The sequence below is a fragment of the Rhodanobacter umsongensis genome (assembly GCF_042654965.1).
GTDB classification, from domain to species: Bacteria; Pseudomonadota; Gammaproteobacteria; order Xanthomonadales; family Rhodanobacteraceae; genus Rhodanobacter; species Rhodanobacter umsongensis.
The window spans coordinates 138,971-163,278 of the sequence record NZ_JBHSMK010000003.1 but is presented as its reverse complement, the minus strand read 5'-3'; the positions used below and the strand labels follow the sequence as shown (position 1 = coordinate 163,278).

Genomic DNA, 24,308 nt, shown 5'->3' with positions numbered 1-24,308 from the left:
GGCGAGTCGGTGCGGTGCTGCCATGATCGGCATGGTGCAGTCGTGGGAGTTCATGCATGCACATCATCCTGGTGGAAGACGATCCCGAGCTCGGTGCGGCGATCCAGCGTGCGCTGGAGCGCCTTGCGTACACGGTCAGCTGGCTGCGCGATGGCCGCGAGGCGCTGCTCGCGCTGCGCGACCAGACCGCCGACCTGGTGCTGCTCGACCTCGGCCTCCCCGGCAAGGATGGACTGGATGTGCTGATCGAGGCACGCCGCACCCATGTCACGACACCGGTGATCGTGATGACCGCGCGCGATGGGCTGGATGCACGTGTGCGCGGGCTCGACGCCGGCGCCGACGACTACCTGATCAAGCCCTTCCATCTAGAGGAGCTGGGTGCGCGCATCCGCTCGCTGACCCGTCGCGCGCAGGGCCTGGCGGCCAATCGCATCGAAGCCGGCGCGCTCAGCCTCGACCTGGGCACGTCGGAGGTGACGTTCCGCGGCGAGCGGATGGAACTGACCAAGCGCGAATTCGCCCTGCTGCAGATCCTGATGGAGCGCGCGGGCCGGCTGGTGCGCCGCGAGAGCCTGGAGAACTCGCTGTATGGGCTGGACAACATCGTCGGCAGCAGCGCGCTGGAGGTGCTGATCCATACCCTGCGCCGCAAGCTGAGCTACGAGACGATCCAGACTGTGCGTGGATTCGGCTACATGATTCCGCGGGAGCCCCGATGAAGCTGGCCAGCCTGCATGCCCGGTTGCGCTGGCTGATCATCGGGGTGCTCATCGCGGTGCTGTTGCCGCTGGGCGTGCTCAGTTTCCGGCGAACCATCACCGAAGTCGACGAGCTGTCCGACGGGCGGCTGGCGCAGTCCGCCCGTACGCTGCAGGTGCTGGTCGAGCACGCCGGCATGAACGCGCTGCGCGGCCGCGATGCCCACGGCGCGCCGGTGCCGATCGAGGTCAGTGCGGTCAGCCCGCGAAAGATGCACGGCGACACGTTCGAATCCGAAGTGGGATTCCAGATCATCGATCGCGGCGGGCACGTGACGCTGGCGACCACCAACCTGACGGCATTGCCGCCGCCCATGACCGGCGACCCGGCGTTCCGCGACGTGCGGCTGGGCGTCTACCGCTGGCGCCTGTTTACCCTGCCCGATGCCGCCGATGGCGTGATCATTCGCACCGGCGAGCGCTACGACAGCCGCCACGACATCACCCGCGCCCTCTGGCTGGAACACAGCCTGCCGCTGCTGATCGGCCTGCCCTTGCTGGCCGTGCTGGTGGGCTGGGCAGTGCGCCGCGGGCTGCGTCCGCTCGAATCGCTGACCCGGGCCTTGTCCGCCAGGGAGCCGGGCAGCCACGAGCCGGTGGTGCTGGGGGACGCGCCGCTGGAGTTGCAGCCCGTGCTGGCCGCGCTCAACGGCCAGCTCGCCCGCCTGGAGGATGCACTCGAACGCGAGCGCCGTTTCAGCGCGGACGTGGCGCACGAACTGCGCACGCCGCTGGCCTCGGTCATGATCAACCTTGAAAGCGCGATGGCCACGATCGATCCGGCCGAGGCGGCCGCCACCCTCGCGAACGCCCAGCGCGGCATCGCCGGTCTGGCGCGCCGGATCGAACAGCTGCTGGCGCTGGCCCGGCTGGAGGCAGGCGCCGCATCGGGTCAGCGCAGCAGCATCGACCTGGTCGCGGTGGCGATGACCGTCATCGAGGAACTGGCGCCGGTGATCGCCGAAAGCGATGTGGAGCTCAGCTTTGCGCCACTGACGCGCGCGGTGATGGTGCAGGGTTACGAGGCGGCGCTCGCGGCGCTGCTGCGCAACCTGCTGGAGAACGCGCTGCGCCACCTGCCCGCCGGCGGGCAGGTGCAGCTGTCGATCGGCCAGGCCGGGCGCGACGCCATCGTGGAAGTCATCGACGACGGCCCCGGCATTCCGGCGGAACGCCGCGCGGCCGTGTTCGCGCGCTTCCATCGCGAAGCCGGCAGCCGCGGCGACGGCTATGGCCTGGGGCTGTCGATCGTGCAGCGCGCCGCGCAACTGCATGGCGCATCGATCGAGCTGCTGGACTCGCCGCACGGCACCGGTTTGCGGGTGCGCGTCGCGATCCCGCTGGCGTCGTGAATCGCGGGTTCAGCGCCGGCCGACGGTGAGGATGCCGAAGCTGCCCGGCGCGATGGTCGGACGGCCATTGGCCTGCCGGGTGGTTCCCAGGCGCGCGGCGGAGAGGTACAGCCGGTGCAGCTTCGGGTCGAGTGCGAGCGTGCGGGCACTGACCTGGGTCGGGATGGTCACCGTCACCGTGAAGTGGTCCGGGTCGTCCTCGTGCACCGCCGTGATCGTGCCGCTCTCGCCGTTGGAGCTGTAGACCATCGCATCCGCGGCGTCGAACACCACACCGTCCGGGCCATCGCCGATCGCGACAGTGGCCACGTGATGACCGTTGATGGCATCGGTGATCGCCATCGTGCGGTTGTCGCATACCGAGAACAGCCGATGATGCGCGGTATCGATGGCCAGGCCGCTGGGTGATTCGCACGGTGCCAGCGGCCACACGTCGAGCACTTTGTCGTGCAGCGAATCGAGCTGCACCAGTTCGGACTTGTCCTCGATGTTCACATACACATGGCCGGCGCCGTCGGCCACCGCGTACTCCGGCTTGCCCGGCAAGGCGATGGTGGCGGTCACGGTATGCTTCGCCGGGTCGATCACGCTGGCCGTGCCGCTCCTGCCGTTGAACGTGAGTACGTGATGCGAGGCAGGGTCGTAGAGGATGGCGTCGGGGTTCTGGCCGGTGCCCGTGATCGTCGCGACGGTTCCGAGCGTGTCCAGATCGAACACCGTCACCGATGCGCTCCTGCCGTTGCTGGTGAAGCCGCGCCGCAGGTCCGGCGCGATGGCGATGCCGTGTACGCCGGCGGTGCCGGCGATGCTGCCGAGCTGCTTGTTCGCGTCGACGTCGATCACCAGCACGCGATCGCCGCGACTGACGAAGAGATGGCGGTGCTGCGCGTCGAAACTCAGGTAGTCCCAGCCACCCGCACCCCCCAGCGGCAGGTGCGACAGCACCCGGAGATTCGCGGCGGGCGCCGCGGCCGCGGCGGCGGGCGGCAGGCCGGCGAGCAACACCAGCGAGAGCGGCAGCAGGGTGCAGAACCATCGTTGCATGGCGACACCTTTGGCGTGGTGGAGGATGGCAGGCGTGACCGGTCCAGCATGTGGGCGCCGGCTTAGGTCCGGCTTAGCCGACCGTCGGCCTGGCGTCGCGGCGTCGCAGCCGCGAGTACAGCACCGGCATCACCAGCAACACCAGCGGCAACTGCACCAGCATGCCCGAGATGATCGCCACCGCCAGCGGCTGCTGCATCTGCGAGCCCTGACCCCATGCCAGCGCCAGCGGCAGCAAGGTCAGGATCGCCGCCAGCGTGGACATCAGGATGGGCCGCGTGCGGTGCTGCCCGGCCTCGTGCAACGCGTCGTGCAGGGCCATGTTGTTCTCCGCGGCCTGCTCCCGTTCAACCTGCTGCAACTCGGAGAAGTAGAAGATCGCCACCTCGGTGACGATGCCGACGATCATCGTCATGCCCATCATCGCCGAGATGTTCAGCTCGATGCCGGTCAGCCACAGCCCGGCGAACACCGCCGGGATCGCCAGCAGCGGCATCGCCAGGATGGTCAGCGCCACGCGGAAACTCTCGTACAGGAACAGCAGCAGGGTGAACACCAGCGCGATCGCCGCCAGCATCACGATGGTCAGTCCGCGAAAGGCCTGCTGCTGTTGCTGGTAGAGCCCGCCGAGCTGGAAGAACATGCCCTTGGGCAGCAGGCCGGGTTGCGCCAGCGTCTTCTTGACGTCCGCGATGGTGGCGCCGAGGCTGCGCCCGCTGATCAGGCCGGTGACCGCGACCATCCGCTTGAGATTGTCGCGGGTGATCTCCGGCTGGCCCTGCACCTGCTTCAGCGCGGCCACCCGCGACAGCGGAAACAGATGGCCATCGCCGGCGCGGATCGGCAGCGCGGCGATCTGTTCCAGCCGCCGATGCGCCTGCTCCGGCAAACGCACGCGCACGCCGATCACCTTGCTGCCTGCCGGCAGCTGCGCGGCCACGGTGCCGTCGATCGCCGCCGCCACCTGGTCGGCGACGCTGACCGGGTCGAGCCCTTCGAGCGCGGCCCTGGCCGGATCCACCTGCACCGTCAGCGCGTCGCCGGCCGGGTTGATGCCGTTGCGCACGCCGACCACGCCGTTGATCTTGCCGATCGCGGCGGCCACCCTGCCGGCGGTGGCGCCGAGCTGGCCGGCGTCGTCGCTGTACAGCTGGATCTCGATCGGCTGCGGCACCGCCACCAGGTCGCCGATCAGGTCTTCCATCAGCTGCGACAGCTCGATGTCCAGTCCGGGCACCTTCTGTTCGACCGCGGTGCGCACCTGCGTCATCACCTTCTCGGTCGAAGGCCGCGTGCCGCTTTTCAGGCGCACGAAGAAGTCGCCCTGGTTCGCCTCGGTGAGACCGCCGCCGAGTTGCAGGCCGGTGCGCCGCGAGTAGGTGTCGACGGCCGGATTGGCGCGAATGATCGCCTCGACCTGGTTGAGCAGGCGATCGGTCTCCTGCAGCGAGGTGCCGGGGCCGGACAGGTAGTCGAGGATGAAGCCGCCCTCGTCCATTTTCGGCATGAAGCCGGTGCCCACCTGCGTGTACGCCACGCCACCCAGCAGCAGCAACGGCACCACCAGCAGCAGCGCGAGCAACGGCCGTCTCAGCCAGCGCTGCAGCACGGCTTGATAGCGCTCCATCATGCCGCGGGTGAAACGCCCCTGCGGCCGCTCGACCGCATGGGCCGCGTCGAGGAAACGCTCGGCCAGCAGCGGTACCGCGATCCAGGTCAGCAGCCAGGAGATGATCAGCGCGCTGGCCATGGTCAGCGACAGCGCCTTGAAGAACGCGCCGGTGACGCCGGACAGGAACGCCAGCGGCAGGAAGATCACCACGGTGGCGGCGCTGGATCCGCTCAGCGGGCGGGTGAACTCGCGCGCCGCGCCGGCGATGCGTCCGCGCATCGCGCCTTCGCCCTGATGCAGCCGGCGCATGATGTGCTCGAGCATCACGATCACGTCGTCGATGATCAAACCGACGGCGGCGGCCATGCCGCCCAGCGTCATCATGTTGAAGCTCATGCCGAGCACCGACAGCAGCAGCACGGTGATCGCCAGCACCGCCGGCGCCACGATCAGCGCCACCAGGATCACCCGCGTGTTGCGCAGGAACACGAACAGCACCAGCCCGGCCAGCACGATGCCGATCAGGATCGCATCGCGCACGCTGCTGGCCGCGCCGGTCACCAGCTGGGTCTGGTCGTACCAGTTGGCGATGCGCACGCCGGCGGGCATCTGCGGGGCGTACTCGGCCAGCCGCTGCTTCACGTCGCCGGCGATCTGCACACTGTTGCCGTCGGGCTGCTGATACACCTGCAGCAGCACCGCGTTCTGGCCGTCCGCGTTGACCCGGATCCACTGCGGCACGTGATCGAGACTGACCGCGGCCACGTCGCCCAGGCGCACCACGCCGGCGGGGCCCGCGCGCACCACGACGTCGCGCAGCGCGGCGACCGTGGCCGGCTGGTTGTCGGCCAGCAACAGGTACAGCTTGTAGTGATCCGACACGCGGCCCATAGCCTGGATCGTGGCGGCCTGGGTGACCGCCTTGGTGACATCGTCCAGGCTCAGATTCAGCGCGCGCAGCCGGGCCGGGTCGACATCGGCATGGAACTCGGCGACCTCGCCGCCCTGCACGTCGACATGGGCGACGCCATTGATGCCGCTCAGCAACGGACGCAGCTGGTACTGCGCCAGGTCATGCAGCGCGCTGGGCGACAGGGTGTGCGAACGCAGGCTGTAGGCCAGTACCGGGAACGTGGTCGGGTCCATCCGGCGGGTGCTGAGCTGGGTGCCAGCCGGCAGCTGCGGCAGGATCTGCCCGGCCGCTGCGTTGATCTCCTGCAGCGCCGCGGCCATGTCCGCGCCCCAGTCGAACGTGATCGCGACATCGGCACTGCCGCGGCTGGTGGTCGAGCGCACGTCGCGCACGCCGCGCACCCGGCGCACGGCCGCCTCCACCGGCGTGGTCACTTCGACCGCCATCTGGTCGGCCGGCCGATCGCCCGCATCCAGCGTCAACTGCACGCGCGGGAACGCCACGTTGGGGAACAGCGCCACCGGCATGAACAGCGCGCTGGCGATGCCGCCGATGGTCAGCATGAGGACCAGGAACAGCAGCGAACGGCGATGCCCCTGCATCCACTCGGCGATGCTCACCGTGGCGCACCGCGCGCGGCGGACGTCGATGCCGCAGGTGCCGCACGCTGCGCCTGCACGGCGTCGCCGTCATCGAGCTCGTACACGCCCAGCACGATCACCGGCACCCGCGCATCGAGCGCGCCCTGGACGCCGACGGTGTCGCCATCGGGGCTGCGCAGCTTCACGGCGATGCGTTTGGCATGACCCTGCCTGAGCTGGAACAGGTAATCGCCCTTCCCGTCGTGCAGCACGGCCGCGCGCGGCACCGCCCAGGCAGTGAAGTCGGTCGTGCGGATCTGCGCGGCCAGCGCCGTACCCGCCACCAGCGTCGCGCCGGCATCGGCCGGCAGCTCGACCTGCGCACTCAACAGATGGGTCTGCGGATCGACCGCCTGGCCGATCATGCGCAGCGTGCCGACAAAAGTCGTCGCCGCGTCGTAGACGCTGTGCAGCTGCACCGGCATGCCCGGGCGCAGGCCGGGCCCCGCCTCCGGCTGCACGCCGAGTTGGGCGACCAGCGCCCGTGCAGGGGTGAAACCCAGCAGCGGCGCGTTCGCGGCGAAGCGCTCGCCCAGGCTCACGTCGAGCGAGGTCACCACGCCGTCGGCCGGTGCATTGACGGCTTCTTCCGGCGCGCTGCCGCCCAGCGTGCGCTGCGCTTCGAGCGCCGCTTGTGCATCGGCGAGCGCCTTGCGCGCGCTGGCCAGCTGCGATTGCGTGGCCAGCCGCTGCGCGGCCAGCTGCCCGGTGCGCCTGAGTTCGCCTGCCGCCAGGGTCAGTGCGCTCTGCGCCTGCCGCCAGGCATTGCGCGCGGCCGCATCGGGCGTGATCGTCAGCAGCGACTGGCCGCGTTCGACGGTCTGCCCGGCCGCCACGTTCACCGCCACCACCTGGCCGGCATGCGCGAGGCTGATCGCGCGCGCGCGGCGGGGATCGCCCACGGCGCTGCCCCAGGCTTCGACGGTGTCGTGAAAGGTCTGCTGCACCGGCATGGTCGTGGTCACGGCAACCTGGCCGCTGGCGCCGGCGGCATCTTCCGCGTCCGGCGCGGGGTGGCTGCAGCCGGCCAGCCCGCCCAGCAGCAACAGTCCGCACAGGCATGGCAACAGCAACGAATGATTCATGGCGTGGCCACTTCGGCAGGGGCGGGCTGGGTAGTCACCAGATCGGTGTTGCCAAGCAATGCCTGCAGCGCGATGGCCTGCGTGGCCTGTTGCTGCCGCACGGCCAGCAGATCGAGATCGGCGCCGAGTGCGTTGCCGCGTATCGCCAGATACGTCGGCCAATCCAGCAGGTTCCGCTGCCACGCCCGCTCGGCGACGCGGCGCGCATCGTCCAGTTGCGCGGCATGTGCGGCCAGCGCGCTGTGCTGGCGTTGCAGCGTGTCCAGGTCGGCCAGCAGGCGCTGCATGTCGCTGCGCGTAGCCAGCAGGCGCGCGCTGTAATCGTCCCTGAGTTGCTGGCGGGTCGCCTGTTCGATCGCGATAGTGCCGCGGTTGCGATCGAACAGCGGCAGCGTGATGCCGATGTTGAATCCGTTGCTGTAGACGGCACTGGTGTCGCGCGCGGTGCTGAAGCCGATGGTCAGCGCGGGGAACTGCGCCCGCACGGCGGCGCGCAGTTTCGCTTCCTGCGACTGATAGCCGGCCTGCAGCGCGAGCAGGTCCGGCCGCCGCGCCGGCAGGTCGACCAGCGCCTGCTGCAGCTGGGCCGGTGTCGGCGCAATCTGATAAGGCGCACCGACCAGATCGAGCGGCGCCATCGGCGCCAGGCCCAGCAGCACATGCAGATCGCTGTCGGCCTGATGCAGGGCGATGGCGTTGTCGGCCAGCCGTTTGTGCACGTCCGCGCCGGCGTTCAGGCCGGCACTGGCGCTGTCGTAGGTGAGGTTGCCCGCACGCAAGGCTGCGTCGATGTATTGGCCGATCGGCGCTAGCGCCGCCTGCTCGGATTGCAGCAGGGCCTGCTGCGCGCGCAGGCTCAGCACCTGATCGAACAGCAGCCGCGCCTGCGCCACTGCCTGCCACTCGGCCCACAGCAGATCGAGATTCACCTGCTCGGCCTGGCTGCGCGCCACCGCCGTGCGCGACGAGCGCGTCAGGAACGCAGTGATGTCCGCGCTGAGGCCGAGGCTGTAGGCGGTGCTCAGGCCGCCGCCGGAATGGCGGGGGAAATCCTCGCCCAGACTCAGTTGCGGATCGGGCAGCAGACCGGCGGCGAAGGCCTGTGCGCTGGCTACGCCCAGTGCATCGCGCTTGAGTTTCAATGCCGGACTGTTCGCCAGCGTCAGCATCGCCACTTCGGTCACGTCCAGCCCATCGGACGGGTCGAGGCGGTGCGTGGCCAGTGTCGGCACCGGCATGTTCGCCATCGGCGCGACCAGTTGCGCCACGCTGGCGGCGCCTTCGCCGCGGCCCAGCGGCGAGGGCGCATAGGTGGCGCAGCCGGACAGCGCCAGCGTGAGCGCGGTGGCCAGCGCCGGCCACGTGGCGAGACGGCGCGAAGCAGGCGAGCGGCGCGACATTGCAGCGGCGACGCGGCGAGGTTGGAAAGCGGGAGGCATGGCGCATTCTCGCTTCCACCCGCTTAGTTCTTTCTTAAGGACGCCGCCGGGCGCGCCAGCGCTGTCTTTCCTGGCTTGTTGCATTCAACTGTCGCGTCACGCTCATGGGCGTGGAACGACCACGTGCAGCGTGATGGTGGCGAACGCGCCGTCGCCGGTGAGTGCGGTCACCCGGTAATCGCCCGCTTGCGCCAGGGTGAGCGACAGCGGCGCGGCGCCTTCGCTGCTGCCTTGCAGGCGACCGTTGAGCAGCCACTGCACGCTGCCCTGCGCACCGAGCGCGCGCAGCGTGACGCGCAGCGGCTGGTCGCTGTTCGGTGCCTGGCGCAGGGTGACACCGTCGCCGAGGCCGACGATGCGGATCGGGCTGGCGACATCGAGCGAGTCGGCGGCGCAGCCGGGAGCCAGTGGCGGCAGCGCCGCATGTCGGCGGTCGTCCACGCTCAACCACGGCGTGGCCAACGCCGGCCAGCGCGCGATCTGCAGCGTGCGCTCCCGACCGGCGTGACAGGCGCCGCTCAGGCGCTGGCCCTCGTCGTTGACGCGCACGGTGAGCAGTCCGGCACTCCACGCGCCCAGGTCGCGCTCGGCGAACGTGGGCGGCAGCGCGCCGTCGAGCACCCACGCCGTGCGGCGTTGCCGGCATTGCGTCGGCGGCGTGGCGGCGGCAGCGCCGCCGAGCGGCCAGCAGATGTCGGCCGCACGCACGCTGGCCGGCGGCGCGGCATGCCTCCGTCCGCCGCGTTGCGGCAGCATGTCGTCGATCTGGAACAGCAGCGGCAGCGCGGTCACTGCACCGTACTGGCCGGGCGAGGGCGTGCCGTCCGGGCGCCCGATCCATACGCCGACGGTCCAGCGGTCGGTGACGCCGATCGCCCACGCATCGCGGTAGCCGTAACTGGTGCCGGTCTTCCATGCCACGTTGCCGTGTCGATTGATCGCGCCTTCCAGCGGCGCACCTTCGACGTCGGCCGGATTGCTGGCGAGGATGTCGCGGATGATCCACGCCGCGCCCGGCGACAGCAGCCGGCGCGGCTGCGCCGATTGCTCCGGGGTGTAGCGCGGCGTGCCCGCGATGCCGCCATTGGCGAACGCGGTGTACGCGCCGACCAGGTTCTCCAGTCGCGTCGCGGCACCGCCGAGGATGATCGACAGGTTCGGCTTTGCGCCGTCGGGCAGGCCCAGGTCGATGCCGCCATTGGCCAGCCGCGCCACGAAGCGGACCGGCCCCACCCGATCGAGCACGTCGACCGCCGGCACGTTGAGCGAGCGCTGCAGCGCCTCGGCGACGCCGACCGGGCCGCTGAACGCCTCGTCGAAATTGCCCGGCTTGTAGCCGCCGAAGTCCTGCGGTGCGTCGACCAGCAGGCTTTGGGAGGTGATCAGGCCATCGTCCAGCGCCAGGCCGTACAGGAACGGCTTCAGCGTGGAACCGGGCGAACGCGGCGCACGCACCATGTCGACGTGGCCGAGCCTGACCGGGTCGGCGAACTCGGCGGTGCCGACGTAGGCGCGTGCCTCCAGCGTGGCGTTGTCGACCACCAGCACCGCGGCCGACGTGCGCGGCGGCAGGCTCGACAGATACGCGATGACGCGCTCCTCGGCGGCGCGCTGCAGGTTCGCGTCGATGGTGCTGACGATGCGCCGCACCTGCGGCTGTTGCTGGTGCAGGCGCTCGGCCAGCAGCGCGGCGGACAGGGGCGCGCGCAGCGAACGCGCGACCACCGGCTCGATCGCCGCATCACGCACCTGCGCGGCGCTCCATACGCCGAGGTCGCGCATGCGCTTGAGCACCTTGTCGCGCGCAGCGCGTGCGGCTTCGGGATGACGGTCCGGGCGCAACCGGCTTGGCGATTGCGGCAGCACCGCCAGCAAGGCCGCTTCGGCACGCGAGAGCTGGCTGGCCGGCTTGCCCAGATACGCCCACGACGCTGCCTCGACACCTTCGATCGGGCCACCGAACGGTGCGTGGTTGAGATACAGGTCCAGGATCTGCGCCTTGTCCAGATGCGCCTCCAGCTGCAGCGCGCGCAGGATCTGCACCAACTTGCCGCGGAAGGTATGCGGGCCGAACTCCGACGAGATGGGCTGGATGATCCGCGCCACCTGCATGGTCAGGGTCGAGCCGCCCGACACGATATGTCCATGCCGCAACCCGCCGGCGAAACCGCGCGCCAGCGCATACGGATTGACGCCGGGATGCCGGTAGAACCAGCGATCCTCGTAGTGCAGCAAGGCCGCCAGATACAGCGGCGATACCTGCCTGGCGCTGGTCGGATAGCGCCACACGCCGTCGCTGTCGGCGAACGCGCGCAGCGGCGTGCCGTCGCGCGCCAGCACCACCGTGCTGCCGGTGTCGGGCGCTGGCAGATGCAAGGGAAACAACCGGTCGAGCAGCAACGCGGCGAGCAGCAGCACGCCGATGCCGATGACGCTGTGGCGCAACCAGCGCCGCGACCGCGAACGGCGCGGCGGCACGGGCGCATCGGATCGGGGGTTCGCCATGGTGATCATCGAACCGGCATGCGCATCCACGCGGAGCGGTCGCGTGGATGCGATGTCATTACGGCTCGATCACGGTCAGCCTGGCCGGCGCGACGTTGCCGATGCCGCGCACGGCGGGCCGGTACATGTCCTCCACCAGCGGCGGCGGTACGGTGTACGTACCGGGAGTCACCGCGCGCACCAGGTAGAACACGTGCGCCTTGTCGCCGCGGCCCAGCTTCAGTGCGGCGGCGTAGCGATCGTCGCGGTATTCCTCGTGCTGGATCTCCGCGGCCGAGGCGTGCTGGTCCAGATCGATGCCGTCGATCACCACGCCTTCCCACTGTTGCGCGCCGCCGAGGTTGAGATTCTCCACTTCCAGTCCGCCGGGCAGCAGGTCGGTGACCAGCGCATCGGGGATGTCCATGCGCGCCTCGATGCTCAGCTCGACGATCAGCGTGTCGCCTTCCTTCAGCTGCCCGCCGCTCCACGGCTTGCCGTCGGTGGTGAAGTAGCTGCGGCGCACGTCGATCTGGCTGGAATCGGCCGGCGGCGCCTTCTGCGGGATGCCGGCGACGTCCAGGGTGGCGAAGATCGCCGCCGCGCTGGTCGGCTGCACGGTGACGCCGGCGTCGAGTTCGGCCACGGTCAGCTCACGACTCCACACGCGCCGATCCGGCGCCGGCTCGGTCTTGCCGCCGGCCGTGATCGAGGCGGCCAGCGGCGCGTTGCTCTTCGCATCGAACGCGCGCGCCACGCGGGCGATCGCCGCCTGTTCCTGCGTGCTGAGGTACGACCATGACCAGCGATAGTCCTTGTCCTGTTGCTGGCGCTGGCGCACGTTGGCGCTGGCGTTGCGCGCCCAGTCGATCAGCTTCGCGTCGTACTCGGGCTTGTTCATGCCGTAGCTGTGGGTGAGCGCGACCATCAGCGCGAGATCGCGCAGGTCCGAGCCGTAGTCGCCGACGTACCACGGCCGCTCCTTGCTCCAGGCAAACGCCTCGGTGATCGCCTTCTGCGCACGCTCGTTGTCGCCCATCAGCTTCAGCGCGACGCCCAGGTGCACCAGCGGCAGCGGACCGACCAGCTTGCTGCGGTCGTTGTCGAAGATCGCCCGCAGCGTGCCCAGCGGCGCCCGGTTGACCCGCGCCAGCACGAAACCCGAATACGCCTCGTCGGCGATGCGCAGGTGGTCGTGGTGCTCGTAGCCGTAGTACGGGTGGCCGCCGGCAAGCAGGTCGTCGTTGAGGCGCTGTAGCGATTTCTGCAGGACCTCCTGCGGCACCGCGAAACCGCCGTCGCGCGCGTCGAGCATGAAGTCGACCACATACGGCGTGGTGAACGTCTCGATCGGACTGGTACCGCCCCAGAAACTGAAGTGGCCGTTGCTGGCCTGGAAGGAGGCGATCCGCGCCAGCGCGCTGTCCACCGCGGACTGGCGCACCGCGTCGGTCATCACCTCCGCGCCCAGCGCCTTGGCCGTCTGGCCGTCCAGAATCAAGGCGGCGTAGCCCTTGCTGGTGGTCTGCTCGATGCAACCATACGGATAATCCAGGATGCTGCGCAGCGCCGAGGCGTACGGCAGCGGCGGCAAGGTGCTCAGGGTGATCCGCGCGTGCACCGTGGCTGGCAGCAGGCCGGCGATCGCGGCGGCACCGAAGCGTTCGGGCTTGCCGGCTTCGAGCGCCAGCGGCGTGGTGCTCACCGTTTCCGGCCACGCCGGGCGCACCGCGAACTCGAAGTGGCGGTCGACCTTGTAGTCATTCAGCTCGGCATGGATGTCGACCGTTGCCACCGCTGCACCAGCCGCGGCGGTCACCGGCATGCTCAGGGTGGTGCCGGCGCCGTCCTTCAACGCCACGCTGCGGGTGGCCTGCTCGATGCTGATCGGGCCACCGCCCTTGACGCTGACCTTGGCGGTGCCGTCCTTGCCGGATAGGTTTTTCAGGTCCAGGCTGATCGCCGCCTTGTCGCCTGCGGCCATGACGCGCGGCGTGCTGGGCTCGACCACCAGCGGCGCCCGCACGGTGACCGCACTGTCGGCATTGCCGTAGCGGCTGTCGGTATAGGCCAGTGCCGCCAGGCGCAGGCTGCCGTTGAAGTCGGGCACGTCGACATGCAGCATCGCCTTGCCCTGCGCGTCGAACGCGACCGGCGCGGCGAACAGATCGACGATCTGCACCTTCGGGTTGAGCCGGGTGGCCTTCGGCAGTGCCTTGCCGCTGAGGTCGCCGCCATAGCGCAGCTTGGCCTGTCCGCCATCCATTGCCTCGATGATGCGGCTGTACAGGTCATACGCATCGACACCGAGCGCGCGTTTGGCGAACATCCAGGCCCACGCGTCGGGCACCGGGTAGTCGGTGATGTTGAGCACACCCTGGTCGACCGCCGACAGCGTGACGAAAGCTTTCTGGCCGGCCAGGCTCGGCGCCTGCACGCTGACGTCGAGTGGATGGCCCGGCCGCATCATGGTTGGCGCGGCGAGCTTGAGCGGGATGCGCCGGTCGCTGCGATCCATCGCCACGTATTCGATGCCCATCGCGCGCGCCGGCGTGGTGTGTTCGCTGGCTTCGCCGCCGCGAAACACCATCGCCGCCACGTATACATCGTGACGCTCCCAGTCCTTGGTCACCGGGATCTCGAAGGTGGCGCCGGCTTTCGCGTCGATGTTCCTGGTGTAGAGCAGATGATCCGATTCGACCAGCAGCACACCGGGGCCGTCGTGCGGCGGCGTCACGGTGACCTTCAGGGTGTCGCCGGCGTGGTAGCGGCCCTTGTCCAGCGCCAGCTTGACCTTGTCCGGGCGCGCCTCCTTGCCCAGGTTTTCGTCGTCCCAGCTGTAGCCGGCGAAGAACGGGAATACCGTGGTCAGTTTGGTCTGCGGGTCGTACACCTCGACCCGATAGCTGCCCCACTCGACCGGGAATTCGACGTGGGTCGACTGGCCGGCGGTCACGTCGACGTCCTTTTCCTCGATCAGCTGCAGGCGCTGGTTGGCGTCGGATTTCCAGCCGCCGTCGCGCTCGTAGAGCCAGTAGAAATCGCGCAGTTCGCGTTGCAGCCGCACCTTCAGATGCGCCCCGGCAACCCGCTTGCCGTCGGCGTCGGCGCGCACGATTTCGAAGCCGGCCGGCGCCTCGCTCTCGGCGCCCTGCTTGGGGTCGAACAACGGGCGCACGCCGACCAGGGTGCCCGCCGGCCAATAGGTGCGCTTGAGCAGGCGGGTGACGGCGCGACCGCCACTTTCGTACACGCTGCCCGAAAGCGTCACCGCCAGCGGAGCTACCGGCTTGACGTCATCGGGCAAGGCCACGTCCTGCTCCAGCACGCCCTGCGCATCGAGCTTGGCGTCGACCACGTCGTCGGCGCTCTTCGGCAGCTCGACCGTGGGATCGCCGAAGAACGTATCGGCCATGTTCGCCAGCGGGTGCACCTCGGGCGCCACCAGCAGCTTCGCGGTGAAACGATTGCCGTCCGCCGGCGCGCCGTACAGATAGCTGGAGGCAACCTTCAGCCTGAGCGGCTCGTCCGGGGCAAGCCGTTGCTGCGCGCTGGACAACTCGACCTTGAGCCGCTCCGGCAGGAACTCCTCGACGTGGAATGGAAAGGCCTGCACCGTGTCCTTGGCCGCTGGATCCAGACGGAATTCCAGCTGCCACAGGCCGGTCGGCGCATCGGCCGGAATCGCCTGGCTCAGCTCGAAGTAGTTGAGCTGCTGCGGCTGCAGCTGCTTTTCCACCAGGGTGCGTCCATCGGGCTGCTTGACCCGCACGAACAGCGACTGCGCCTTCATCGGCTTGCCGTCGTAGTCGCGCAGAAGCGCCGAGGCGCGCAGCGTTTCGCCGGGCCGGTACAGGTCGCGGCCGGACCAGGCGTACACCTCGAACGGCGCCTGCCTGCGGCCGCTTATGTCGAAATTGGAGATGTCCAGCGCCGGCCGGTTGAACGGCAGCACCGAGACGTCCTTGCCGTGGCGCGCGACCAGCACGTCGGAGGGCCTGACCTTGTACGCGATCAGCGCGTTGCCTTCGCCATCGGTGGTGGCCTTGAGCTTGCTGCGCCCCTGCGCGTCGCGGATCTCCACATTCACCGCGTTGACCGGCGAGCCGTCGCGCAGCGAGGCCACATGCAGCAGTGCGTTGTCGCGATACACGCGCAGGTGCAGGCCGAGGTCGCTGACGAAGAAGGTCGCGGTGTCGTAGCCGTTCTTGAACGTGCCGCCGGCCTTGACCACGGCCACGTACACGCCCGGTTCGGCCAGTTGCTGGATGTCCTGCACCGGCAGGTAGGTCACGGTGCGCTCGTTCGCGTCGCCGCCCAGCGTGTAGTGGTTGGCGTAGACCGAATCGCCCAGCTGGGTCAGCGGTATCCGGCTGCGGCGATCGTCGCCCTGGCCACAGTCGTTGTAGCTGCTGACGTCGTGATCGAGCTCGTAGGTATCGCGGTGGCCGTTGCGTGGGTAAGCGCAGAACAGGTCCGACAGCGCGTCGTCGTGCACGCGGAAGAACTCGACGTCGGCATCGTGCACGTTCATCGACACCAGCGGCAGGCCGCGGGTGCCGCGCGCCGGCAGCACGCTGCCGTGCGAGGCAAAGCCGATCGCGGCCGGCAGGTTGCCGGAATAGATGTCGTGCTTGACCGTGTGCCCCAGCGTGCGCCCGTCGGCCGCCAGTACGCCGGCCTGCAACTGCACGGCGTAATGCGTGTCGGATTGCACGAACGGGAAGCTCAGCGTCTTGCTGTCGCTGTCGAGGCTCCAGCTGCCACTGACCACTTCGCCGTTCGGGCCGGTTACTGCAATCAGCGTGTCGAACGCCTGCGCCGAGGCCAGCGCGGCGTTGAAGCGCAGGGTCAGCGCGGTACGCGAGTCGCTGGTCCGCGAACTGGCCGAGACCAGCGCGAAGGCCGTCTTGCCATTCGCCGGTGCCTGCTGCGCCGACGTGCTGCCGGCCGGCGCGCCCTGCAACGCCGGCTTGTTGCCATCGTGGCTGCCGCCGCAAGCGCTCACCAGCAGACCGAGCAGCAAGGGAAACAGCGCGCGCGACAACGCGCGGCGCGAACAGCACTCGAACGATCGATCCAGCATGTGACGCTCCCCCCAGGTGTGCAGCAGAGTATGGCCGCAAATCATGGCGGCTTGGAGGCGCCGATCGGGCGCGGGGATTCCGGCGGGGCGTCAGGCGACGGCAGATCAGTCGCGCAGCTGCCGGCCCAGCCAGTCCGCCAGTTGCATCAGCACCTGGCTGCGCCCCGGCTCGGCCTCGTTGAACAGCTCGTGATAAAGCGTCGAGAAGAAGCGCGTGGTCAGCTGCCCGCTCACCGCAGCCTTGCGGGCGAACGCACGGCTGCCGGACGGATCGACCAGCTCGTCGCCGTCGGCAACCAGCAGCAAGGTCGGCTGCGCCAGACGGGCGGCATCGGCGATACAGCTCGCGCCCGCGCGGAAGATGAAGTCGGCCAGCCGCGGGGTGATCCAGCCATGCCGCAACGGGTCGCTGCGATAGCCGGCCGCCACGTTCGGATCATGCGAGAGCTTGCCGGAATCCAGTCCGTTGCGCAGCGGCAGGTTCGGCGCGACGCGGTTCAGCACCTGCGCCAGCTTGACCCGCCATGGCGGCTCCCAGCTGCGCAGCGCCGGCGACGACAGCAGCAGTGCCGGCGGCGTGATCCGACCATCCAGCACGGCGCGCGCCGCCACCAGACCGCCCATGCTGTGGCCGAGCAACAGTGGTGCATGCGGCAGCCCGCTGCTGTAGTCGTTGTAGACGCTGGCCAGATCCTCCAGCAAGTCATCGCCGTGGCGCAGCGCACCGCGCTGGCCCGGCGTCTGCCCGTGACCGCGCTGGTCGTAGCTGCGCACCGCATAGCCGCGCTGGTTGAACCATTGCGCCAGCCGCTGATAGCGGCCGCTGTGCTCGCCCAGCCCGTGCACGATCAGCAGCGCGCCGCGCGCCTGCGGCAACGGCCAGTCGCGCAGGAACAGCGGCTGGCCATCGGCCATCGTCAACATCAGGTGGGTTTCGACAGGCTGACCGGGGTGATCCACATCGCGCTCGCTTGCGGGCAAAGAGACGATTCTGCCTCAGCGCGCCGGATGATGGCGCGGTGAGTCTGCAGGCCCTTATAGCTCGACGCGAAACTCCACGCCGACGACGCGCGGATCGTTGACGAAGGCGGTGCGATTGTTGAAATCGATGGCACCGGTGATCGCCCGCTTGTCGGTGACGTTGCGCGCGTACAGGGCGACTTCGCGGCGACCGTAGTCCCAGTTGTAGCCCAGCCGCAGGCCGCCTTCGAGCAGCGGCTTGCCCTTGAACTCGGCCGAGTCGTACAGGAAGAAGTTCACCTCGCTGCGGTAGTTCCAGTCGGTGTAGACGAAGAACTCGCCACTGTCGCCGTAGGGAATGCCGTAGCGCGCGGTGAGCGTGCCGATCCACAGCGGCGCATTCGGCAGGGTATTGCCATAGACCAGCGCATTGCCGTTGGCACTGAGCGGGTCGAGGATGGTGCAGCCGGAACCGCATACGGCCACCGCCAGGTTCGGGTCCTTCAGCTCGGTGTGGTTGTAGCTGCCGCCGGCGGTGAGCACGAAGTTGGGCGTGAGGTACGCCTCCAGGTCGAACTCGGCACCGTAGCCCTGGGTCTTGCTGGCATTGAGCAGGCGCGTGACGTTGATGTCGCCGCCCACCGCGGTGAGCTGCTGGTTGTGCATGTTGTAGCTATAGACGTCCGCGTTGAAGCGCACGTGGTTGTCCATGCCGGTGGTCTTGACGCCCAGCTCGTAGCTGGTGATCGTCTCCGGCCTGGCCTGCGAGATGAAGTCGGCGAACAGCACGCGGCCCTGCACGCTGGGCGCGCGGAAGCCGTTGGCGATGCGTGCGTAGACGTTGACGTTCGGATTCAGTGCCCAGGTACCGGTGAGGTCGCCGCTCCAGCGCGAATCATGCGGTTGCGCGGCGAGCTTCAGCGGGCCGGCGCCGAATGGCGACAACAACCGGTCCACCGCGAAGTCGCGCGAGTCGTGCGACCAGCGCGCACCGGCGCGCAGTTCGAAGTCGTCGGCGAGCTGGTAATTGGCCGAACCGAACACCGCCCACGCCTTGGTGCGCTGGGTCTGCACGGCGTAGCCGTCCAGCGCGTGGTTGTCGAACGTGGCGTAGTCGAAATTGCTGATCGCGATGTCTTCGTCGAAATAGTAGGTGCCGACCTGCCAGTTGAGCTTGTCATGCTGGTTGCTGGCGAGGCGGAATTCCTGGGTGATCTGGCGATCGTGCGGCAGCGCGTCCGCGGTCTCCGACGGAAACGGAATGAAGCCCGGGCCCATCGGCGGATGGAAGCTCGCGCCGTAGCCGCCGTCGACGTCGCCGTGGCTGAAGGTGGTGGCGCGTTCCAGGCCGGTGATCGAGGTGAAGGTGTAATCGCCCACGTTCCAGTTCAGATGCAGGTTGCTGCCCCAGGCGAACAGGTGCTGCTTGTTGAGTCCGTCCTGCGCCACCTTGTCGCGATCGAAGCCCGGCACGAAGACATCGCCGCCCAGCGAGATCGCATTGGCCCGGTTGACCTCGGCGGTGCCATCCAGCCAGCGCGCATGCGCGCTGACCAGCGCGTTGAAGCCGCCGTTCTCGTACAGCGCCTGCAGGCGCACGGCGCGATCGTTGTAGCCGCCCAGCGCATCCTTCTTGCCGGTATAGGTGTTGTCGATCCAGTTGTCGCGGTGCTGCGCCAGCGCCGAGATGCGGCCGGACCAGTGCTGGCCCAGCGCGCCGCCCAGCGCAGCCTCGGCGTTCGCGGTGCCGAGTGAACCGTACGAAACGCGGGCATAGCCGCTGGTTTCCTGGCTGGGGCGGCGCGATTCGAACTTGATCACGCCCGCCGGCGAGTTGCGCCCGAACAGTGTGCCCTGCGGGCCACGCAGCACTTCGACCTGCTCCAGATCGAACAGCGGGAAACCTTTGAGGATGGGATTCTCCTGCACGATGTCGTCGTACACCATCGACACCGGCTGCGAGGCGTTGAGGTCAAAGTCGCTGTTGCCCAGGCCGCGGATATAGAAGCGCGGGAAGATGCGCCCGTACGAGGTCTCGGCATACACGCTGGGCGCGCGCGAAGCCAGTTGCAGCACGCCGTCGCCGGCCTGGCCGAACGCCTCCAGCTTGTCCGGCGTCAGCACGGTCAGCGCCATCGGCACCTTCTGCATGTTCTCTACCCGTTTCGAGGCGGTGACGTTCACCGTCTGCAGCTCGGTGGTCTTGGTGGCCTGCTTGACCGGTGCGGCCGCTTCCTGCGCCACTGCGGCGGACATCGGCAGGGCAAGGGCGAGCGCGATCGACAAGGCAAGCACGGCGGAACGTGACGGGCAGGCAACGGACATGGTTATCCCCAATGGACAGGCAACGATACGTATCCGTATTGTCATACACAGGCAGCGGCGGCGGAAGCGACGGAGCGGCGCCCTTTGCGGTGGCCGGATCCGCCCCCATCTAGGATCTACCCCCGCCCCCTGCCCCAGCGGGCCCGAATCCATGCCACTGCAAGACTTCCATCCAGCCGTCGCGAACTGGTTCCGCGCCAGTTTCCCTGCGCCCACCGCGGCGCAGGCAGCCGCGTGGCCGTCGATCCGCGCCGGCCGGCACACGCTGGTGGCCGCGCCGACCGGCTCGGGCAAGACGCTCACCGCTTTCCTCGCCGCGATCGACGCGCTGGTGCGCGAAGGCGTGGCGCACGGCGGCGTACTGGCCGACGCCACCAGCGTGGTCTACGTGTCGCCGCTGAAGGCCTTGTCGAACGACATCCACATCAACCTGGAAGCGCCGCTGGAAGGCATCCGCGCCGAGCTCGAAAAGCTCGGCCTGCCCGATGTGGCGATCCGCACCGCCGTGCGCACCGGCGACACCCCGCAGGTCGAGCGCAACCTGCTGCGCAAACAGCCGCCGCACATCCTGGTGACCACGCCGGAGTCGCTGTACGTGCTGCTCGGCTCGGCCTCCGGTCGCGCGATGCTGTCGGGAACGCGCACGGTGATCGTCGACGAGATCCACGCCATCGCCGGCAGCAAGCGCGGCTCGCACCTGGCGCTGTCGCTGGAGCGGCTGGAGTCGCTGTGCCAGCGATCGCTGCTGCGGATCGGCTTGTCGGCGACGCAGAAACCCATCGAAATGGTCGCCGACTTTCTGGTCGGCGCCGGCGAGAACGCCGCGCTTGCTGGCCTGACGCCCCCCTCGGCGACCGAAGGAAGTCCCTTGGGCGCAAGCAGCGGGGGAACCAAGGCAACCATCATCGACGTCGGCCACAGCCGCCCGCGCGACCTCGCCATCGAAGTGCCGCCGGTACCGCTCGAAGCGGTAATGTCGAACGACAGCTGGGAGCTGGTCTACGACCGCCTCGCCCAGCTGGTGCAGGCGCATCGCACCACGCTGGTCTTCGTCAACACGCGGCGCATGGCCGAACGCGCCGCGCGGCACCTGTCCGAACGGCTGGGCAAGGAGCACGTGGCGGCGCATCACGGCAGCCTGGCGAAGGAACTGCGGCTGGATGCGGAGCAGCGACTCAAGCGCGGCGAACTCAAGGTGCTGGTGGCCACCGCGTCGCTGGAGCTGGGCATCGACATCGGCGAGGTCGACCTGGTCTGCCAGCTCGGCTCGCCGCGCTCGATCGCCGCGTTCCTGCAGCGCGCCGGCCGCTCCGGCCACAGCATCGACGGCACGCCGAAGGCGCGGCTGTTCCCGGCGACCCGCGACGACCTGATCGAATGCACCGCCCTGCTCGACTGCGTGCGCCGCGGCGAACTCGACGCGCTGGTCATGCCGCCGCAGCCGCTCGACGTGCTGGCGCAGCAGATCGTCGCCGAGGTCGCCTGCGCCGAATGGGACGAGGATGCGCTGTACGCACTGGTGCGCCGCGCGTACCCGTACCGCGATCTCGCACGCGCCGATTTCGACGCAGTGGTGCGCATGCTTGCCGAAGGCTTCACCACCCGCCAGGGGCCGCGCGCGGCCTACATCCATCGCGACGCGGTGAACCGGCAGCTGCGCCCGCGGCGCAGCGCGCGGCTCACCGCGCTGACTTCCGGCGGCACCATTCCCGACACCGCCGACTACAAGGTGGTACTGGAACCGCAGGCGATCATCGTGGGCACGGTGAACGAGGATTTCGCGGTCGAGAGCATGGCCGGCGACATCTTCCAGCTCGGCAACACCAGCTACCGCATCCAGCGCGTCGAGCGCGACCGGTTGCGGGTGGAGGACGCGCACGGCGCGCCACCTAGCATCCCGTTCTGGCTGGGCGAGGCGCCGGGGCGCAGCGACGAGCTGTCGCTCGGCGTGTCGCGCCTGCGCGAGGAAATCTCCGCACAACTCGACGCCGGCGGCGTCCCGGCCGCCATGACCTGGCTGCGCGAACAGCTCGGCCTCGATGAAGCCGCCGCGCAGCAACTGGCCGATTACCTCGCCCGCGCGAAGGCCGCGCTCGGCGTGCTGCCGAGCCAGCACACGCTGGTGCTGGAGCGCTTCTTCGATGAATCCGGCGGCACCCAGCTGGTGATCCACACGCCGTGGGGCAGCCGCGTCAACCGCGCCTGGGGGCTGGCGCTGCGCAAGCGCTTCTGCCGCCAGTTCAACTTCGAACTGCAGGCGGCGGCGACCGAGGACGCGATCGTGCTGTCGCTGTCGACCAGCCACAGCTTTCCGCTGGAGGAAGTGGCGCACTACCTGCACTCGAACACCGCCGAGCACGTGCTGACGCAGGCCCTGCTCGATGCGCCGCTGTTCCCGGCGCGCTGGCGCTGGAACGCGGTGACCGCACTGGCGCTGCCGCGCTTCACCGGCGGCAAGAGGACGCCGCCACCATTGCAGCGGATGAAGAGCGAGGACCTGCTCGCCGCGGTCTTCCCCGACCAGGTCGCCTGCCTGGAGAACATCGTGGGCGAGCGCGAGGTGCCGGATCACCCGCTGGTCAACCAGACCCTGCATGACTGCCTGCGCGAGGCGATGGACGTGGACGGGCTGCTGGCGATCCTGCGCAAGCTCGAAGGCGGCGAGATTGCCGTCGTGGCGCGCGACCTCACCGCGCCCAGCCCGCTCGCCGCCGAAGTGCTGAACGCGGCGCCGTACGCCTTCCTCGACGACGCGCCGCTGGAGGAACGCCGCACCCAGGCCGTGCAGACCCGTCGCTGGAATGCCGACGGCGCCGACGATCTGGGCCGGCTCGACCCCGACGCGATCGCCGCGGTACGCGAAGAGGCCTGGCCGCAGGTGCGCGATGCCGACGAGATGCACGAGGCACTGACCCTGCTGGGTTTCGTCACCGACGATGAGGTCGCCACCAACCCCGGCTGGAACGAGCGGCTGCAGGCGCTGGCGAAGGCGAGACGCGCCACCCGGCTCAGCAACGTCTGGACGTCCGCCGAGCAATTGCCGCTGTGGCAGGCACTGCATCCTGCCGCCCCCATGCAACCGCCGATCGCCGCGCCCGCCGAATACGCCGCGCAGTCCTGGACGTGCGAGGACGCCTTGCTGGAACTGGTACGCCACCGCCTCGGCGGACTCGGCCCGGTCACCGTGAACGGACTGGCGCAATCCATCCACGTCGACGCCGGTGACGTCGAGCAGGCGCTGCTGCGGCTGCAGTCCGAAGGCTACGTGATGCAGGGCCGCTTCACCGCCGATGCCAGGGACACCGAGTGGTGCGAGCGGCACCTGCTGGCGCGCATCCACCGCTACACCATCGGTCGCCTGCGCCGCGAGATCGAGCCGGTCAGCCGGCGCGCGCTGATGCGCTTCCTGTTCGACTGGCAGCATGTGTCGGCGGCGACCCGGCTGAGCGGACCCGACGCGCTGGTCGCCACGCTGGCACAACTGGAAGGCTACGAGGCGGCGGCCGGCGCCTGGGAATCGGAACTTCTGCCGGCGCGCATCGAGGACTATTCGATCAGCTGGCTGGATGAATTGTGCCGCGCCGGCCGAATCAGCTGGGCGCGCCTGCGCACCGGCAGCGGCGGCGGCGGCCCGGTGCGCAGCACGCCGATCGTGCTGCTGCCGCGACGCGACATGGCCGTCTGGACGTCCGTTGCTTCCGGCGACACTACGCAGGAAATCGTGTTGTCGTCGCGCGCGCAGGCGGTGGCCGACGCGCTGCGCGAACACGGCGCGCTGTTCTTCGACGAACTGCTGGATACCGCCCACCTTCTGCGCACTGAACTGGAGGATGCGCTGGGCGAGCTGGTGGCCGCCGGTCGGGTCAGCGCCGACAGCTTCGTCGGCCTGCGCGCCCTGCTGCTGCCAGCGGCGAAGCGCGACGGCGGGCGGCATCGACGGCTGCGCCGGCACCAGTTCGGCGGCATCGAGGATGCGGGGCGCTGGGCGTTGGCACGCGGCACGGCGACAGCCAGGGACAAGCCCGAACCCGAGGCGATCGAGCACATCGCCCGCACCCTGCTGCGCCGTTACGGCGTGGTGTTCTGGAAGCTGCTGGAACGCGAGGCGCCGTGGCTGCCGTCGTGGCGCGAGCTGCTGCGCGTATACCACCGGCTGGAGGCGCGCGGCGAAATCCGCGGCGGACGTTTCGTCGAAGGTCTGGTCGGCGAGCAGTTCGCCCTGCCCGAGGCGATCGCACCGCTGCGCGCGGTGCGCTCACGCGCGGACGACGGCGAACTGGTCTGCCTCAGCGGCTGCGATCCGCTGAACCTGGTCGGCACCGTGCTGGTCGGCGACAAGGTGCCCGCGCTGGCCGGCTCGCGCGTGCTGTACCGCGACGGCGTGACGATCGCCGCGCTGATCGGCGGCAAGCCCATCGCGCTGATCGAGCTGTCCACCGCCGATACCCAGCTGGCGAAGCATGCCCTGCTGCGCCATACACCATCGCTGCCGGATGCACTGGCGGCGGCGCGCTGAAGAATCGACCGATGGGATGCTTGCCGCTGCTGCCGTTGTTTCCACTGGGTTTCGGCATCGGTTACCTGCTGGCGGGCGCGACCGGCGGGC

Annotated in this window: 11 protein-coding genes; 3 read left to right on the top strand and 8 right to left on the bottom strand. The window is 69.3% G+C overall.

What is annotated here, in order from left to right:
- Positions 1 to 56: 56 nt before the first annotated feature.
- Positions 57 to 722, top strand: coding sequence for a response regulator (locus tag ACFPME_RS05985; protein ID WP_377303109.1), 666 nt, complete (start codon positions 57 to 59; stop codon positions 720 to 722).
- Entirely contained in the window at positions 719 to 2,113 is a 1,395-nt protein-coding gene (locus ACFPME_RS05980) for a sensor histidine kinase (protein ID WP_377303107.1), read from the top strand. The genes ACFPME_RS05985 and ACFPME_RS05980 overlap by 4 nt, the downstream gene beginning before the upstream one ends.
- A 9-nt stretch (positions 2,114 to 2,122) precedes the next feature.
- Here the strand turns inward: ACFPME_RS05980 and ACFPME_RS05975 are convergent, their stop codons facing one another.
- The 8 genes from ACFPME_RS05975 to ACFPME_RS05940 all read right to left on the bottom strand — a co-directional run bounded on the left by ACFPME_RS05975 (position 2,123) and on the right by ACFPME_RS05940 (position 19,702).
- Positions 2,123 to 3,157, bottom strand: a complete 1,035-nt coding sequence (locus ACFPME_RS05975; protein WP_377303105.1) for a YncE family protein — start codon at positions 3,155 to 3,157, stop codon at positions 2,123 to 2,125.
- A 73-nt stretch (positions 3,158 to 3,230) separates the two neighbouring features.
- Positions 3,231 to 6,302, bottom strand: coding sequence for an efflux RND transporter permease subunit (locus ACFPME_RS05970; RefSeq protein ID WP_377303101.1), 3,072 nt, complete (start codon positions 6,300 to 6,302; stop codon positions 3,231 to 3,233).
- Positions 6,299 to 7,408: an efflux RND transporter periplasmic adaptor subunit gene (locus ACFPME_RS05965; RefSeq protein ID WP_377303099.1), complete on the bottom strand. Its 1,110-nt coding sequence runs from the start codon at positions 7,406 to 7,408 to the stop codon at positions 6,299 to 6,301. Before ACFPME_RS05965 ends, ACFPME_RS05970 begins: the two co-directional genes overlap by 4 nt.
- On the bottom strand, positions 7,405 to 8,847 hold the full coding sequence (locus ACFPME_RS05960) for a TolC family protein (RefSeq protein ID WP_377303097.1): 1,443 nt from the start codon (positions 8,845 to 8,847) through the stop codon (positions 7,405 to 7,407). Before ACFPME_RS05960 ends, ACFPME_RS05965 begins: the two co-directional genes overlap by 4 nt.
- A gap of 102 nt (positions 8,848 to 8,949) precedes the next feature.
- Positions 8,950 to 11,352, bottom strand: a complete 2,403-nt coding sequence (pbpC, locus tag ACFPME_RS05955; RefSeq protein WP_377303095.1) for a penicillin-binding protein 1C — start codon at positions 11,350 to 11,352, stop codon at positions 8,950 to 8,952.
- A gap of 58 nt (positions 11,353 to 11,410) precedes the next feature.
- Positions 11,411 to 16,417: an alpha-2-macroglobulin family protein gene (locus ACFPME_RS05950; protein WP_377303093.1), complete on the bottom strand. Its 5,007-nt coding sequence runs from the start codon at positions 16,415 to 16,417 to the stop codon at positions 11,411 to 11,413.
- Between the two features lie 105 nt (positions 16,418 to 16,522).
- Entirely contained in the window at positions 16,523 to 17,341 is an 819-nt protein-coding gene (locus tag ACFPME_RS05945; protein ID WP_377303091.1) for an alpha/beta hydrolase, read from the bottom strand.
- 111 nt (positions 17,342 to 17,452) lie between these two features.
- Positions 17,453 to 19,702: a TonB-dependent receptor gene (locus ACFPME_RS05940; RefSeq protein ID WP_377303089.1), complete on the bottom strand. Its 2,250-nt coding sequence runs from the start codon at positions 19,700 to 19,702 to the stop codon at positions 17,453 to 17,455.
- 151 nt (positions 19,703 to 19,853) lie between these two features.
- On the opposite strand from ACFPME_RS05940, the gene ACFPME_RS05935 reads away from it, so the two are divergent.
- A complete protein-coding gene (locus tag ACFPME_RS05935) occupies positions 19,854 to 24,218 on the top strand; it encodes a DEAD/DEAH box helicase (protein ID WP_377303087.1) in 4,365 nt (1,454 codons plus the stop codon).
- Positions 24,219 to 24,308: the final 90 nt, after the last annotated feature.

Excerpts from the sequence above, each read along its gene's own strand:
- ACFPME_RS05940 (WP_377303089.1), bottom strand. The coding sequence starts at position 19,702 with ATGTCCGTTGCCTGCCCGTCACGTTCCGCCGTGCTTGCCTTGTCGATC.
- ACFPME_RS05960 (WP_377303097.1), bottom strand. The coding sequence starts at position 8,847 with ATGCCTCCCGCTTTCCAACCTCGCCGCGTCGCCGCTGCAATGTCGCGC.
- ACFPME_RS05980 (WP_377303107.1), top strand. The coding sequence starts at position 719 with ATGAAGCTGGCCAGCCTGCATGCCCGGTTGCGCTGGCTGATCATCGGG.
- ACFPME_RS05935 (WP_377303087.1), top strand. The coding sequence starts at position 19,854 with ATGCCACTGCAAGACTTCCATCCAGCCGTCGCGAACTGGTTCCGCGCC.
- pbpC (WP_377303095.1), bottom strand. The coding sequence starts at position 11,352 with ATGGCGAACCCCCGATCCGATGCGCCCGTGCCGCCGCGCCGTTCGCGG.
- ACFPME_RS05985 (WP_377303109.1), top strand. The coding sequence starts at position 57 with ATGCACATCATCCTGGTGGAAGACGATCCCGAGCTCGGTGCGGCGATC.
- ACFPME_RS05965 (WP_377303099.1), bottom strand. The coding sequence starts at position 7,408 with ATGAATCATTCGTTGCTGTTGCCATGCCTGTGCGGACTGTTGCTGCTG.
- ACFPME_RS05950 (WP_377303093.1), bottom strand. The coding sequence starts at position 16,417 with ATGCTGGATCGATCGTTCGAGTGCTGTTCGCGCCGCGCGTTGTCGCGC.
- ACFPME_RS05975 (WP_377303105.1), bottom strand. The coding sequence starts at position 3,157 with ATGCAACGATGGTTCTGCACCCTGCTGCCGCTCTCGCTGGTGTTGCTC.
- ACFPME_RS05945 (WP_377303091.1), bottom strand. The coding sequence starts at position 17,341 with ATGTTGACGATGGCCGATGGCCAGCCGCTGTTCCTGCGCGACTGGCCG.